19 protein-coding genes are annotated in these 14976 nt (G+C 63.6%); all 19 read right to left on the bottom strand.

Annotation, left to right across the window (positions count from 1 at the left end):
• Positions 1-5: 5 nt before the first annotated feature.
• The 19 genes from CAPP_RS01780 to CAPP_RS01690 all read right to left on the bottom strand — a co-directional run bounded on the left by CAPP_RS01780 (position 6) and on the right by CAPP_RS01690 (position 14770).
• A complete protein-coding gene (locus CAPP_RS01780; RefSeq protein WP_076599149.1) occupies positions 6-2156 on the bottom strand; it encodes a DUF6541 family protein in 2151 nt (716 codons plus the stop codon).
• A gap of 47 nt (positions 2157-2203) precedes the next feature.
• Positions 2204-3145, bottom strand: coding sequence for a tRNA pseudouridine(38-40) synthase TruA (gene truA / locus CAPP_RS01775; RefSeq protein WP_412459493.1), 942 nt, complete (start codon positions 3143-3145; stop codon positions 2204-2206).
• A 270-nt stretch (positions 3146-3415) separates the two neighbouring features.
• Positions 3416-3985 carry a 50S ribosomal protein L17 gene (rplQ, locus tag CAPP_RS01770; protein WP_076599147.1) on the bottom strand — a complete coding sequence of 190 codons (570 nt, stop codon included), beginning with the start codon at positions 3983-3985 and terminating at the stop codon, positions 3416-3418.
• A 49-nt stretch (positions 3986-4034) separates the two neighbouring features.
• A complete protein-coding gene (locus CAPP_RS01765; protein WP_076599146.1) occupies positions 4035-5048 on the bottom strand; it encodes a DNA-directed RNA polymerase subunit alpha in 1014 nt (337 codons plus the stop codon).
• Between the two features lie 150 nt (positions 5049-5198).
• Complete coding sequence (rpsD, locus tag CAPP_RS01760; RefSeq protein ID WP_076599145.1) at positions 5199-5804, bottom strand: 30S ribosomal protein S4; 606 nt, start codon at positions 5802-5804, stop codon at positions 5199-5201.
• A 30-nt stretch (positions 5805-5834) separates the two neighbouring features.
• Positions 5835-6239: a 30S ribosomal protein S11 gene (gene rpsK, locus CAPP_RS01755; RefSeq protein ID WP_076599144.1), complete on the bottom strand. Its 405-nt coding sequence runs from the start codon at positions 6237-6239 to the stop codon at positions 5835-5837.
• 3 nt (positions 6240-6242) lie between these two features.
• Complete coding sequence (gene rpsM / locus CAPP_RS01750; protein ID WP_005286639.1) at positions 6243-6611, bottom strand: 30S ribosomal protein S13; 369 nt, start codon at positions 6609-6611, stop codon at positions 6243-6245.
• Positions 6612-6830: 219 nt separating this feature from the next.
• Positions 6831-7049, bottom strand: coding sequence for a translation initiation factor IF-1 (gene infA / locus CAPP_RS01745; RefSeq protein ID WP_076599143.1), 219 nt, complete (start codon positions 7047-7049; stop codon positions 6831-6833).
• Positions 7050-7242: 193 nt separating this feature from the next.
• Positions 7243-8052, bottom strand: coding sequence for a L,D-transpeptidase (locus tag CAPP_RS01740; protein ID WP_076599142.1), 810 nt, complete (start codon positions 8050-8052; stop codon positions 7243-7245).
• Positions 8053-8114: 62 nt separating this feature from the next.
• The gene (gene map, locus CAPP_RS01735) at positions 8115-8912 is read right to left on the bottom strand and encodes a type I methionyl aminopeptidase (protein ID WP_076599141.1); all 798 of its coding nucleotides are present in this window, start codon (positions 8910-8912) and stop codon (positions 8115-8117) included.
• A 59-nt stretch (positions 8913-8971) separates the two neighbouring features.
• The gene (locus CAPP_RS01730; RefSeq protein WP_076599140.1) at positions 8972-9517 is read right to left on the bottom strand and encodes an adenylate kinase; all 546 of its coding nucleotides are present in this window, start codon (positions 9515-9517) and stop codon (positions 8972-8974) included.
• The gene (gene secY, locus CAPP_RS01725) at positions 9517-10848 is read right to left on the bottom strand and encodes a preprotein translocase subunit SecY (protein WP_076599139.1); all 1332 of its coding nucleotides are present in this window, start codon (positions 10846-10848) and stop codon (positions 9517-9519) included. Before secY ends, CAPP_RS01730 begins: the two co-directional genes overlap by 1 nt.
• A 315-nt stretch (positions 10849-11163) precedes the next feature.
• On the bottom strand, positions 11164-11649 hold the full coding sequence (rplO, locus tag CAPP_RS01720) for a 50S ribosomal protein L15 (RefSeq protein WP_076599138.1): 486 nt from the start codon (positions 11647-11649) through the stop codon (positions 11164-11166).
• Positions 11650-11657: 8 nt separating this feature from the next.
• Entirely contained in the window at positions 11658-11843 is a 186-nt protein-coding gene (gene rpmD / locus CAPP_RS01715; RefSeq protein ID WP_076599137.1) for a 50S ribosomal protein L30, read from the bottom strand.
• A 5-nt stretch (positions 11844-11848) separates the two neighbouring features.
• On the bottom strand, positions 11849-12529 hold the full coding sequence (gene rpsE, locus CAPP_RS01710) for a 30S ribosomal protein S5 (RefSeq protein WP_076599136.1): 681 nt from the start codon (positions 12527-12529) through the stop codon (positions 11849-11851).
• A 38-nt stretch (positions 12530-12567) separates the two neighbouring features.
• Entirely contained in the window at positions 12568-12975 is a 408-nt protein-coding gene (gene rplR / locus CAPP_RS01705) for a 50S ribosomal protein L18 (RefSeq protein ID WP_076599135.1), read from the bottom strand.
• A gap of 3 nt (positions 12976-12978) precedes the next feature.
• Positions 12979-13515 (bottom strand): 50S ribosomal protein L6, encoded by a 537-nt coding sequence (gene rplF, locus CAPP_RS01700; protein WP_076599134.1) that lies wholly within the window; start codon positions 13513-13515, stop codon positions 12979-12981.
• A 17-nt stretch (positions 13516-13532) separates the two neighbouring features.
• Positions 13533-13931: a 30S ribosomal protein S8 gene (gene rpsH, locus CAPP_RS01695; RefSeq protein ID WP_076599133.1), complete on the bottom strand. Its 399-nt coding sequence runs from the start codon at positions 13929-13931 to the stop codon at positions 13533-13535.
• 368 nt (positions 13932-14299) lie between these two features.
• The gene (locus CAPP_RS01690; RefSeq protein ID WP_143313863.1) at positions 14300-14770 is read right to left on the bottom strand and encodes a hypothetical protein; all 471 of its coding nucleotides are present in this window, start codon (positions 14768-14770) and stop codon (positions 14300-14302) included.
• Between the last annotated feature and the right edge of the window lie 206 nt (positions 14771-14976).

Here is a 14976-nt window from a genome sequence, read left to right as displayed (position 1 = left end):
CAACGCTACTGCGTGGCCAACGCCTCGCTCGTCGGTGTCAGCTCCGGCAGCTCGGTGGAGCCGCCGTTGGCGACGGCGTCGCGCTGGAGCTCTGTGATCTGCTCCGCGGAGAGCTGCTCATTGACGGCGAAGATGGTGACGAGGCCGCGCTGGTAGACAGGCGTGACACCGGGGGTGGTCCAGAGAGCCTTGTCCACCTGCCAATTTTTGGGTCCGGGCCAGAAGGTGTTGCCGGAGGAGACGATGAAACGGACGTTCAAGTGCGCGGCGGCTTCGTCGGCGGGCGATGTCTCGTCCGGTCGACCGCGTTCGCCAGCGCCGAGCTGCCCGGCGCGGTCGGCGAGAAGGTTCGAGTCGACGCCCATGCCGCCGTTGGGCCACAGGTAGTGGCGGGCGACGGTGGGCACGCCGCCGATGGCGTAGGCCCAGGAGTAGCCGTCGGTGGATTCGCCCATGACTAAGCCCTCCTGCGCCTCTGGGCGGGAAGCGAGCCAAGCGTAGGCCTTCAGCTGGTCATCATCGACCATGCGGTCGTTGAGGCGGGAGGAATCGAAGGACATCTTCGCGCCGTCGACGGCGACGGTGGACGCCCAGGCGCCGGTGCCCCACCCGACGAGAACCGCGAGGATTGCGGAGGCGATCGAAGTCCCCCACACCCACGGGCGGGTTCCGTAGCGGGCGGCGACGGGCGCGAGCGTGAACACGCGGATGATCACCGCAGCACCGACAGCGGCACCGGCGACAACGGTCAGCGCCACCACGGTGATGATGCGGTGCGCGGAGTTGTAGTGTGGGGAGCCCAGCAGGGTCAAAAGCGGTTCCCACATGCCGTCGAACGGATGCAGCGCATGGGCGGCGCTGGCCGTCATGAGCCCGTAGAAGACCGGCGCCCACACCTGCCCGCGCCACACCACCATGGCGATCGCGCCGAAGCCGGCGAGCCACAGCAAGATGGTCGGGTCGAAGCCGGGGAAGAACTCGCCCACGTGGCGGGTGTCCATCATGAACGCTTTCTCCCAGGCCTCCCCCGCTGTGACGTTCTCGCTGGCGTCCCAGGTGTTCACCTCTCCGGCCTGCGTCTGGCCGGCGATGAGCTGCGGGAGGAAAGCCACCGTCGCGCCGAGCGCCGGGATGGCCAGCCACAGGACATCGCTCACGCGCGAGCGGTCCGGGCGCCACACCAGGTAGGTCAGCCAGTACAGCAGCACGGCGAGCACCACGACCAGCACCGCGGACGGGTGGACCTGCATCATGCCCAAGAACGCGAATAGAGTCGGCAGTGCCAGCGCGCGGTCGCGCGGCACCTGGTGAAACAGGGCGATGACGAGGCCGGACAAACCGATCGCCACGATATAGGGGCGCATGCCCACGAAATCCGGGATCCACACCAGTACCGGTGAGGCATATACAGCAATGGCGGCCAGGCCCGCGGCGATCTGCGCGACCATGCCGCGGCCGCGCGCCATCGCCCACGCTAGACCGGCGGCACCCGCGGTCAGGGCGAGGCTCGGCAGCACGATCGACGCCAAGTTGACGGCTTCGACGGGGGCGAGATCGCCCGCGGAAGCGAACAGCGCCGTCGCCGCGTGGAAAGCCGAGGGATAGAACAGGTCGATGTGCGTTTCGGGGTTCTGCAGCTCACCCATCCGCGTGGGCGAGGCGATGCCCTCCTCCATGATGAAGCGCACCGCATTGACGTGCCACTGGATGTCCCACCCCTGGACGATGTTGTTCAGCTGGCCGGGCACGTTCGACTGGAGTTCAAGCTGCTTGGCGATCAGCATCCACGCGCCGACCACCACGCCGGCGCCGGGCAGCACCCACGACGGGTCGGCGATGCTGCCGCGCCGCCAGTCGCCCGGCCACAGGGTGCGCACCCAGCTCTTCGCCGCGCGTTTTCTCGCCCGCCACGCAAACGCGTAGTGCCACCCGGCTGCCAAGCACAGCATGAGCACGAGAAACACGATGAACGACGTCCACCCGAAGCGGATGCCCATCGCGCCGTGCACCCAGCTGCCCAGCCCGACGATGCCGAAAGTCGCGGGCAGCGACGACGCGGCGGCAGCAGGCAGTTTCGCACCCGCGACCCACGCGAAGATCAGCCCCGGCAACGTGAACACAGCGATGGCCAACCACACGGCACCGACTGCATCCATGCGCTACCTCCGAGGCGACTCGTTCGGACAATTCCTGCCCAAGCAGTCTATTCCGTCGTGCGGGGACACTCGGAGTGCACCTCCGAAGCGTCGCGGCGGTCGCGCGTCACGGCAGCGCGAGCTGCGAGTTCATCGTCTGCCGGGTAGTCGACGCCGATGAGGGTCAACCCATTTGCGGGTGCCAATCGCACCGCCTGCGAGCGCTCCTTCTCCCCCAGCAGTGCCGTGGCCCACTCGCCGCCGCGCTTGCCGGAGCCGACGTCGAGGCATGTGGAGACCAGCGCGCGGACCATGTGCCAGCAGAACGCGTCGGCGACGATGATCGCCTCGTAGAGCTGGGGTTCCTCGTTCGTGGACACGTCGCGCCACTCAAACGAGCGGACCTCCCGGATCGTGGTCGCGTACGGCCGCGCTTTGCAAAACGCCGCGAAGTCGTGCAGCCCCACCACCGCATTCGCGAATTCTTGGGCGGCGTCCAGGTCGATTTTCTTCGGCCACACCGCGGTGTCCCGCACACGCAGGGGCAACGCACCGCCGTCCGCAGTAGTCACCCGGTAGCGGTAGGTGCGCGTCAACGCGGAAAAGCGCGCATCGAAGCCGTCGGGCGCGGCAGTCACGGCCGAGACACGCACGTCAGAGTCAAGCAATTTCGCTAATCGACGCACCAACCTCCCCGGATCGCCCTCAATCGACCTTTGGTCCAGTGATGCCACCGGAATATCCGTATGCGCCACCTGTCCGGTGGCGTGCACCCCGGCATCCGTCCGGCCCGCCACGGTCAGCTCCACCGGGTAACGCAGAATCAAGCTCAGCGCAACCTCCAGAACTCCCTGCACCGTACGGAGCTCTTCCCCGCCAGCCGACTTCTGCCGCGCCCAGCCGTGGAAGTCAGTGCCGTCGTAGGCGACATCGAACCGCAGGCGCACCATCTCTTCCGGCTCGCCCCCGCGGTCGCCTGCAATGTCGAGCCCGCTCATTCCTACGCCCATGCCCCCACAATAAACGGGGCGACTAGATGCGTATGAAATCGGGCGACTAGATGCGTTTGAAATCGCTCCACAAACCCCCAGTTCACATGTTTCCCATGTGACAGATGTTGTTAATCGTTCAAACGCATCTAGTGGAGACACTTGCGGTGCTTTCGCGATTCCTTTGCCGCGCAGTTCCCCGCACCGTTGCCGCACGCTGTCAACAACGGCGAACGCCCGCTCCCCCTTCGACAAGGGAACGGGCGTTTCGCGCTTTGAAGGCGTGAAGGTTTACTTCTCGTCCTCGGCGGTCTCCTGGACCTCCGGAGCCTCAGCGGTGTCCTCGGCGACAGCGTCGTCGTTGGACTCGGCGTTGGTCTCCTCGGCCTCGGCCGAAGCCTCATCAGCCTTCTCGTCGGCCTCGGCAGCAGCGGCCTCAGCCTCGGCGGCCTGCTCCTTGGAGGCGGCGGCGCGGGCGGCGCGGGTTGCTTCGGAGGTCACGGTCTCCTCGAGAACGAGGGAGATGTTGGCCATCGGAGCGTTGTCGCCCTTGCGGTTCTCGAGCTTGATGGTGCGGGTGTAGCCACCTGCACGGTTCTCGAACTTGGGGGCGAGCTCCTCGAACAGGTACGCTACGACGTCCTTGTTCGGGATGTCCTTGGCCACGGCACGGCGGTCAGCGACAGAGCCGGACTTGGCCTTGGTGATGATCTTCTCTGCGTACGGGCGCAGAACCTTGGCCTTAGCCTCGGTGGTCTTGATGGAGCCGTTCACGAACAGCTGGCTGGCCAGGTTGGACAGAATGTGCTTCTGGTGGCTAGCCGAACCGCCGAGACGCGGGCCCTTCTTCGGGGTAGGCATTGTTGTACTCCTCGTGTTGTTTGTGTCAGTGCGCTTTGTTTACTCGGCGTTACTCAGCGTCATCCATGGCACCGTCGACGAAATCGCCGGTCTCAGCGTCGTAGCCCTCGAGCTGGGTCGGATCGAAGTCTTCCGGCGCGTCCTTGAGCGTCAGGCCCAGGGAAGCAAGCTTGATCTTGACCTCGTTGATGGACTTCTGGCCGAAGTTGCGGATATCCAGCAGGTCCGACTCGGTGCACTCGGCGAGCTCACCGACGGTGTGGATCTCCTGGCGCTTCAGGCAGTTGTACGAACGCACGGAGAAGTTCAGGTCCTCGATCGGCATGTTGTACGCGGCGATGTACTCCGTCTCCTGCGGGGACGGGCCAATCTCGATGCCCTCGGCGGCGGTGTTCAGCTCGCGTGCGAGGCCGAACAGCTCAACCAGGGTGGAGCCAGCGGACGCAAGAGCGTCGCGGGCGGTCATGGAGTTCTTGGTCTCCACGTCGATGATCAGCTTGTCAAAGTCGGTACGCTGCTCGACACGCGTCGCCTCAACCTTGTAGGAGACCTTCAACACCGGCGAGTAGATCTGGTCGACCGGGATACGGCCGATCTCGCCGCCGGAGTTGGTCATCGCCGGAACGTAGCCGCGGCCGCGCTCGACGACGAGTTCCATCTCCAGGCGCGCCTGCTCGTTGAGCGAGGCGATGTGCAGGTCCGGGTTGTGCACGGTGACATCAGCAGGCAGATCGATGTCTGCGCCGGTGACGTCGCCCGGGCCCTCCTTGGACAGGTACATGACCACCGGCTCGTCGGAGTCGGAGGATAGGACCAGGTCTTTGACGTTGAGGATGATCTCAGAGACGTTCTCTTTGACTCCGTTGATCGTGGTGAACTCATGGAGCACACCGTCGATCTTGATGGAGGTCACTGCTGCGCCCGGGATGGACGACAGCAGCGTGCGACGCAAAGAGTTGCCGAGGGTGTAGCCGAAACCAGGCTCGAGCGGCTCGATGACGAACTTCGAACGGTTGGTGTCGATGTATTCCTCGGTGAGCTGAGGACGCTGTGAGATGAGCATGAACTTCTCCTTCCGGCGACCGCTATATGACGCCGTAGAGGGTGCCAGCCACACACACGTGGCCGACATGGATGACAGGTGAAGGGGGATTCGTCGATAAGCAATTGCTTTCCGACGCCCCCAAGTACCGCAATGCGCGGAACTTCTACTTTACTTCGAGTAAAGCTCGACGATGAGCTGCTCCTGCAGCGGCACGTCGATCTGAGCGCGCTCGGGCAGCTGGTGCACGAGGATGCGCAGGGTCTCCGGAACGACCTGGAGCCACGCCGGCACGACGGAGTCGACCAGTGCGTCCTGGGCCTCTTCGAACCAGAGCATGTTGCGGGACTTGTCGCGCACATCAATGATGTCGTACTGGGTCACGCGGTAAGACGGCACGTTGGTCTTCTTGCCGTTGACCGTGAAGTGCCCGTGGGACACCAGCTGGCGAGCCTGACGGCGGGTACGCGCCAGACCAGCGCGGTAGACGACGTTGTCCAGGCGGGACTCCAGCAGGATGAGCAGGTTGTCGCCGGTCTTGCCCGGGAGGCGGTTAGCCTCCTCGTAGTAGCGGCGGAACTGCTTCTCCATCACACCGTAGGTGTAACGGGCCTTCTGCTTCTCCTGGAGCTGCAGCAGGTACTCAGATTCCTTGATGCGGGCGCGGCCAGCCTGCCCCGGAGGGTAGGGGCGGCGCTCGAACGACATGTCGCCGCCGACCAGGTCGACGCGCAGGCGGCGAGACTTACGGGTAGCAGGGCCGGTATAACGAGCCATGATGTATTACCTCTTTTCCTTTCTCACCAGTTAAACGCGACGACGCTTCGGCGGACGGCAACCGTTGAACGGCTGCGGCGTCACGTCGGAGATCGAGGACACCTCCAGGCCGGCGGCCTGGATGGAACGGATTGCGGTCTCGCGGCCGGAGCCCGGACCCTTGACGAAAACGTCGACCTTCTTCATGCCGTGGTCCATTGCCTTGCGGGCAGCGTTCTCGGCAGCCATCTGAGCAGCGAACGGGGTGGACTTACGGGAGCCCTTGAAGCCGACGTGGCCGGAGGACGCCCAAGAGATCACAGCGCCGTTCGGGTCCGTGATGGACACGATGGTGTTGTTGAAAGTGGACTTGATGTAGGCGTGGCCAGCGGCCACATTCTTCTTGGCTACGCGGCGACCGGAGCGGCGCGCAGCAGAGCGAGTCTTCGGTGGCATAAGTTACTTCTTCTTTCCTGCGATGGTCTTCTTCGGTCCCTTGCGGGTACGCGCGTTGGTCTTGGTGCGCTGGCCGCGGACGGGAAGTCCACGACGGTGGCGCAGGCCCTGGTAAGAGCCGATCTCGATCTTGCGGCGGATGTCAGCCTGAACCTCGCGGCGGAGGTCGCCCTCGACCTTCCAGGAGTTCTCGATGACATCACGAAGAGCGGCGACCTGATCGTCGGTCAGGTTGTCGGTGCGCAGGTCCGGAGAAATGCCCGTCTTCTCGAGCAGTTCCTTGGAACGGGCCGGGCCAATTCCGTAGATGTAGGTAAGTGCGACCTCCATGCGCTTGTTGCGCGGCAGGTCGACACCAGCTAGACGTGCCATGTGGTACGTGCCTTTCGGGTTGTTTCGGTGGTTTTCTCCCCACTCGTCCACGCCACGCGGCACTTGTGTCCGGTCCGTCCCGGACTATTGGGCCGTGATTCACGTGGCTCCAGCCACCGCAGCCGGAGGTTGCATGGACCGCGCGCCGCACTGTGCGAGTGCGATCGCCCGGTCAGAGAGTAAGGAGGCTTAGGTCAGTTGCGCCTGACTCAGAAGTGTCTACTTGTAGCGGTAGACGATACGTCCGCGTTCCAGGTCGTACGGGGACAGTTCCACGACGACGCGGTCCTCGGGGAGGATGCGGATGTAGTGCTGGCGCATCTTGCCACTGATGTGAGCGAGAACCTCGTGCCCGTTGTCCAGCTCGACACGGAACATCGCGTTCTTCAAGGGCTCGATAATGCGGCCCTCGACCTCGATTGCGCCTTCTTTAGCCATACACTCCGCTTTCCCGGCACCAAGGCAAAACCGCAGGTGCCTAACGTATTTGAGTCAATTGCTTGTAGTGTGCTGGGGTTTCCCCTGCACACCACCGAACAACTTTAGCCCTCTACCTGCAGGAAAGCAAAATCCTCCCAAGGCCCGAAAAGTGCGGGGCCTGGGAGGAAAGCGCAACGGCGCGGTTCGGGCTTTAGAAAACGTGGACTTGGTCGCCGATCTTCAGGGTGTTGAAGTACGTCTGGGCATCACCGCGGTACATGCGGATGCAGCCGGCGGACTTGATGGACGGGTCGCCCTGGTGGAAGGCGATGCCGTTGTACGTGAAGTAGGTCGCGTACGGCATCGGGGCGTTATTGAATTCGTAGGAAATCTCGTCCTTGACCTTGCGGTTGACGTAATGGAAGCCCTCCGGGGTCTCCTGCCCCGGCTTGCCGGACGCCATACGGACCGGGCCGTAGGTGATCTTGCCGTTCTGCTGCAGCCAGGTGCGCTGGTTCTTCAGGTCCACGCATGCGCGCGCAGACGGTGCGCAACCCTTCGGCTGCTGCGGCTTCGGAGCGGGCTTCGGCTTCGGGGCCGGCTTCGGCGCGGGCTTGGGGGCCGGCTTGGGCTTCGGCTTCGGGGTGCGCTCAGCGATCAGGCCCGGGGCGATGGCTTCAACGAGGCCGTCAATGCCGTCATGAAGCCGCTTTTCCTGCGCCTTGTTGCCGCGGGCGATCGCGGTGGCGTTGGCGCGCAGAGCGTTGCGCGCGTCCCACACGGCGTTGCGCGCGTTCGTGGTGACCGTCATCGAGGCAGCCTGCAGGGACTTCTCCGCCTGCTGCAGGAACGGCGAGTTGCTCGACGCGGACGTCAGGGACGGGACAGCTGGTGCAGCCTCGGCCGTGGCCGGGGCGACGATGAGCGAGGCGACAATGCCCGCACCCGCGAGCAGGGAGCCCGCCCGGCGGACAAAACGGGTGGTTGTCGATTCAAGCGCGTGGCGCGGGGAGTGAGACATGGTGCAGAGTATAACCTCTACCACCCGAAAACCGTGAGTGAAGCTGCCGCGGATGCCCGGCTTCACCCCTCCCGAGGGGTGAGAATGCGCGGGCCGTCAGCTGTCGCGGCGACGGTGTGCTCCCAGTGCGCGGCAGACGATTTATCTGCGGTGACCACAGTCCATTCATCGTCGAGCACGTCGGATTCGGTCTCGCCGCCGAGGATGAGCATCGGCTCGATCGCGAGCACAGAACCTTCAGCGATGCGCGGACCGCGGCCGGGGCGCCCCTCATTGTGCAGGTACGGGTCCTCGTGCATCTCGCGGCCGATACCGTGGCCGCCGTAACCGGCGAGGATGCCGAGCTCGATGCCGAATTCAGCCTCGGCGTCGCGGGTGGCGAGTTCTAGCGCGTGCGAGACGTCGGTGAGCCGGTTGCCGGGAACCATTGCTTGGAGACCGGTGAGCAAGACCTGCTCGGTCGCGCGGTTGAGCTTATCGACGTCGTCCGCCAGCTCCCCTACCCCGAAGCTCCACGCCGAATCGCCGACCCAGCCGTCCAGGGTCGCACCGCAGTCGATGGAGACCAAGTCCCCCTCTTTGAGAACGGTGTTGGCGCTAGGAATGCCGTGAACCACGACCTCGTTGACCGAGGCGCAGATCGAGGCCGGGAATCCCTGGTAGCCCTTGAACGTCGGGACGGCGCCGTAGTCGCGGATCACCTGTTCGGCGACAGCGTCCAAATCCGCGGTGGTGGCACCGGGACGCGCAACTTTGCGGACTTCCTGCAACGCGGCGCCAACGATGCGTCCAGCCGCTTCCATTGCGTCGAGCTCCCCCGGGGTCTTAGCCGGGATGGTCTTTGTGCGGCCGAACAGCATATCGCCTTCTAGTCCCCTAGTTGTTGCAAGAGTCGCGGGTGTCGCCGATGTTGCGGAGCTTAGCGTTCCAGCTGCTCCATGGCGCGGGCGTTGACCTCGTCCACGTCGCCTTCGGCGTCGATGTTGATGATCGCGTCGCCGTAGTGGTCGATCAACGGAGCGGTTTCGTCGCGGTAGACCTGCAAGCGGGTGCGGATCGTGTCCTCGTTGTCGTCGGCGCGTCCGCGGGCCAGCATGCGCTCGACAACAACGTCTTCGTTGATCTGGAAGTTCAGCACGCCGTCGAGCTTCTGGCCGTTGCGGCCCAGCAGCTCTTCGAGGATCTCGGCCTGTTCAACGGTGCGGGGGAAGCCGTCGAGAAGCCAGCCGTTAGCCGCGTCCTCCTCGTTCAGACGCTCCTCCACCATGCGAGCGGTGACGTCGGTCGGGACGAGCTTGCCGGCGTCGATGTACTCCTTCGCCTCCTTGCCCAGCGGCGTGCCTTCGCCGATATTCGCGCGGAACAGATCGCCAGTGGAGATGTGCGGAATGTTCAGCTTCTCCGAGAGAATCGCTGCCTGGGTGCCTTTGCCGGCACCGGGAGGGCCGAGGAGAACGAGACGCATTATTTCAACAGTCCTTCGTAGTTGGATTGCAGTAGCTGGGATTCAATTTGCTTCACCGTGGTCAGGGCCACGGAGACCATAATCAGAATAGCCGTGCCACCAAACGCCGACATAGTGCCGCCACCCCCACTGCCGGAGATACCCAGGTCCATGGCGATATTGGGGAGGATCGCAATCAGGCCGAGGTAGATCGCGCCGACGAACAGCAGACGGTTCATCACGAACGCCAGGTACTCGGCCGTCGGGCGGCCCGGACGGATGCCCGGGATGAAGCCGCCGTACTTCTTCATGTTCTCGGCCTGCTCATACGGGTCGTACTGGATCGACACGTAGAAGTACGCAAAGAAAATGATCAGCGTGAAGTAGATCAAGATGTACTGCCACGAAGCCGGGTTCTGCAGCCACGCCATGACGGTGGACATCCACCAGTTGTCCGGCGGGGTCGGCTTGTTGGAGTTGATGATCTGGGTGATCAGGACCGGGACGTACATCAGGGAGGACGCGAAGATCACCGGGATAACGCCGGCCTGGTTGACCTTCAGCGGAAGGTAGGTGGAGGTGCCGCCGTACTGGCGGCGGCCCACCATGCGCTTCGCGTACTGCACCGGGATGCGGCGCTGGCCCTGCTCGATGAAGACGATTCCCACGACGAGCAGGATCACTGCGACGATCACGACGGCGAAGACGACCGGGCCCGACTGGCGCAGAATATTCGCACCGTCGGTGGGCAGGCGCGTCGCGATACCGGCGAAGATCAGCAACGACATGCCGTTGCCGACACCCTTTTCGGTGATGATCTCACCGAGCCACATGATCAGCACAGCGCCGGAGGTCATGACGATGACCATCATCGCCAGCGTCCACAGGTTGCGGTCCTCGACCAAGACAGGCACGCCCTGTCCCAGCAGCTGCTCGCGGTCCGCCAGGGCCACGATGCCGGAGGACTGCAGCAACGCCAGAGCCACGGTGAGATAACGCGTGTACTGCGTCATCTTCGCCTGGCCGGACTGCCCCTCCTTCTTCAGCTCCTCGAAGCGCGGAATGACGACGGTGAGCAACTGCACGATGATCGACGCCGTAATGTACGGCATGATGCCGATGGCGAAGATCGACAGCTGTAGCAAGGCTCCGCCCGAGAAGAGGCTGATCACCGAGAAGATGTTGGCTTCGTCGCCCTGGGTGAGCGCGTTGAGGCGCTCGGCAATGATGCCGTAGTCGACTCCCGGGGTCGGGATCTGTGCACCGATGCGGTAGAGAATGATCAGCGCAATAGTGACCAGAATCTTCTTGCGTAGATCGGCATCCTTGAACGCCTGAACAATGGCTGACACGTGGCCTCCTGGCTCCTCCCGCCTTGCAGCCGTGCCTGATTCGGCCTTTTCGCCTGCGCGGTAGGTAGCGGACAGTAGATAACGTACGTTGGTGCCCGGCCGAGCTATCCGGAGCCCCACCTGGGCGGAGACAGATAGAAGCCAGACATATTTTGACTCGTCCACCCTACCAGGTGGGCCCGTGAAACTACGATTCCCCGGCAAGCTTCCAGATATCGGTGCTGCCAGGGGACCCACGACACGAGAAAGCTCCCCGTCCGAGGAGTGCCGTGGCACTACCCGGAAGCGGGGAGCGGGTTTTCGAAGGGGACTAAATTAGTCCTCCGTGGTCTCCTCAGCCTTGCCAGCCTTCGGAGCAGCCTCGGTGACGGAGCCACCAGCGGCCGCGATTTTCTCGGCGGCGGACTTGGAGAACTTCTCTGCGGTGATGTCGAGCTTGACGGAGATCTCGCCATCGCCCAGCACCTTCACCGGCTGGTTCTTACGGACCAGGCCAGCTCCAGCGATATCAGCGGTGGTGATGGTGCCGCCGTTCGGGAACGCCTCAGCCAGGTCGGCAACATTGACCACCTGGTAGACGATCTTGTTGTTGTTCTTGAAGCCCTTTAGCTTCGGCAGACGCATGTGCAGCGGCATCTGGCCACCCTCGAAGGCGGCAGAGACCTGCTTGCGTGCCTTAGTACCCTTCGTACCGCGGCCAGCCGTCTTACCCTTGGAAGCCTCACCGCGGCCGACGCGGGTCTTGGCCTTGTTTGCACCCTCAGCCGGGCGCAGATCATGGAGCTTGATGATGTCAGCCATGTCAGTACCTACTCCCCTGCTACTTCTTCAACGGTGACCAGGTGGGCCACCTTGAGGATGTGGCCGCGCGTCGCGTTGTTGTCCTTTTTGACAACAGACTGGCCGATCTTGCGCAGGCCCAGTGCCTCGAGATTCTTACGGGTGACCGGCTTCTCGCCGACCAGACCGTGGTGAAGTGTGATTTTCAGTGCCATTGTGCTTAAGCCTCCTGTCCTGCGCGCTGACGCAGCATGCGTGCGGGGGCGACTTCCTCGATGGACTTGCCGCGGCGCGCGGCAACTTCCTCGGGGCGCACAAGTTCCTTCAAGCCGGCAACCGTGGCCTTAACCACGTTGAGGGCGTTGTCGGAACCCAGCGACTTAGCCAGGATGTCCTGGATGCCGGCGCACTCGAGCACCGGTCGGGCAGCGCCGCCGGCGATGACACCGGTACCGGGAGCAGCCGGGCGCAGCATGACCACGCCAGCAGCGTCCTCGCCCTGGACCGGGTGGGGGATGGTGCCGCCGATCATCGGGACGCGGAAGAAGTTCTTACGAGCCTCCTCGGCACCCTTCTGGATAGCAGCGGGAACTTCCTTCGCCTTGCCGTAGCCGACGCCGACCATGCCCTGGCCGTCGCCAACCACCACGAGGGCGGTAAAGGACATGTTGCGGCCACCCTTGACGGTCTTGGCAACACGGTTGATGGTGACAACGCGCTCGATGTACTTGTCGCGCTCGTCCTGTGCGCCACCGCGACGGTCGTCGCGGCGGCCACGGCCACCACGCTCGTTACGGCCGCCGCGGTCGTTGCGGCTGCCGCGGTCGTTGCGGTCGTTGTTGTTCTGGTTCTTCTGGTCGTCGGCGGATGCTCCGCCGTCACGCCGTTCACGCTCGGCCATGTCGCGATCCTTCCGTTGAGTTTCGTCTGCAGTGGTCATTAGAACTTCAGACCACCTTCGCGGGCGGCGTCGGCAAGCGCGGCGACGCGGCCGTGGTACTTGTAGCCGCCACGGTCGAAGACGACCGTCTCGATGCCGGCTTCCTTGGCGCGCTCAGCGACGAGCTCGCCGACCTTGGCTGCCTTAGCCTTCTTGTCACCCTCGAGAGTGCGCACTGCGTCTTCCATGGAGGAAGCGGACACGAGGGTGTGACCGGCCAGGTCGTCGATGACCTGGACATGCATGTGGCGGGAGCTGCGGTGCACGACGAGACGCGGGGTCTCCGGGGTGCCGCGCAGGGTCTTGCGGATGCGGTTATGGCGGCGGACGCGGGCCTCGCGGCGGCGGGTAGCAATATCCCGGCCGACCGGGGTGCGCTTCTGAGTAGTCTTTTCTTCAGTGCTCATGGATTACTTACCCGTCTTTCCGACCTTGCGGCGAACCTGCTCGCCCTCGTAGCGGATGCCCTTACCTTTGTACGGGTCATCCTTGCGGAGGCGGCGGATGTTCGCGGCGATCTGGCCAACCTGCTGCTTGTCAATGCCTTCGATGGAGAACTTCGTGTTGCCGTCGACAGCGAACGTGATGCCCTCCGGAGCCTCAATGAGGATCGGGTGCGAGTAGCCGAGGGAGAACTCCAGGTTCTTGCCCTTGAGCTGGACACGGTAGCCGACACCGAAGATCTCCATGTTGATCTTGTAGCCCTCGGTGACGCCGACAACGCAGTTGTTGATCAGCGAGCGGGACAGGCCGTGGAGCGAACGGTTGTCGCGGTGGTCGTTCGGGCGAGAAACCACGATCTGGCTCTCTTCGACGGCAGCGGTGATCGGTTCCGGGACATCGACGGTCAGGGTGCCCTTCGGTCCCTTGACCTCGACGTGCTGGCCGTCGATCTTGGTTTCGACGCCGTTCGGGATTGCGATAGGTGCGTTACCTACACGAGACATATCTGTTCAACCTCCCTTTACCAGACGTAGGCGAGGACTTCCCCACCTACACCCTTCTCTTGGGCCTGGCGGTCCGTGAGCAGGCCGTGGGACGTGGAGATGATGGCCACACCCAGGCCGCCGAGAACCTGCGGCAGGTCGTTGGACTTCGCGTAGACACGCAGACCAGGCTTGGACACGCGGCGCAGACCTGCGATGGAGGTCTGGCGGGACGGGCCGTACTTGAGCTCGAGGGTGAGGGTCTTGCCGACCTTTTCTTCCTCGACCTTGTAGTCAGCGATGTAGCCCTCCTGCTTGAGGATCTCCGCGATGTTGACCTTCAACTTCGAGGAGGGCATGGACACGGTCTCGTGGTGCGCATTGTTTGCGTTGCGCACGCGAGACAGCATGTCCGCAATGGGATCTGTCATGGTCATGGTTGACCGTTTACCTTTCTCGTTGCGGTTCCCGTGACCCACCTGGTCTCAGCGCCGCTGAGGCGCGTCAGACTCACGTTTTCCGTGTGTTCTGTCGGGGGCTACTACGAGCCAGAAAAACGCCTGACCGGCGCGTTTTCCGACTCAAACAGTGTGGGCGCTCCTTGCCGCTCAATAACGGAAGGTGCTCGCCGCCACCCTTCATACGGTCCGCATTTCGGCGGGGGGCCTGCAACAAAGTTGGATGTATACGTTCAATGCGGAACTGGCGCACGCTGCTCGCGCGCGCAGAACCGTTGGTAAACCATACAGGTCAGGGCAAAGAAAGCACAAATTGCTTATCGACGCCCCGTGCACCCCTTCATCCCCTAAAACTTCAGCATCTGGCTCGGGGCCGGCCACGCCGCCCCGACGCCGAGCCCAACGATACCGAGCACCGCGATGATGATGCTGGCGAGGATGCCTTCAGGCGAGCGGATACCGGAGCCATCCACACCGGAACTAGGGCCAGATTCCGGGGCACTGTCGGGCACGAGCTTGCTGCTCAACGGCAGCGACGACAGGTGGGAGCTCATTGCCACGCCCGAACCATAGGGGTCGTCGTTGCCGTTGAAATTCGCGCACACCTGGTCGCCGGCAAGCGGCTTGTCGTTGAATCGGTCGATCATGAAGCTGAAGCCGAAGGTCGGGCCGCTCAGCGCCTGCATGAGGTGATTCTTCATTCCGTCTCCAATTTCAGGCACGACGTCGTCACGGTAGACCACCTTGGCGCCATCGACGGTGCACCACTTCATAGCCAGGTTGCGGGCCTGCTGGTAATGCTTTGCTTTTAATGCCAAACGTAGGTGAATAAAACCTTCTAGGGGGGGAGGTTTGACGGAGTTCACGTGGCGCCGAAGAGCGCTCTTTAGGGTGAGGTCATGTCACGAGGAAAAACGGAGGCTACCCCGGGCTTTACCAGGCTTGCGCGGTCGCTTGCGTTCTCGCCGCGATGCTGGCGTTGACCGTGCGGTCTCCGCGCTGATCCGGGGAGCAGCCGCACAGC

Source organism: Corynebacterium appendicis CIP 107643, assembly GCF_030408415.1.
Taxonomy (GTDB): Bacteria; Actinomycetota; Actinomycetes; order Mycobacteriales; family Mycobacteriaceae; genus Corynebacterium; species Corynebacterium appendicis.
The sequence above is the reverse complement of the archived record's forward strand: the minus strand, read 5'-3'. Positions and strand labels throughout refer to the sequence as shown.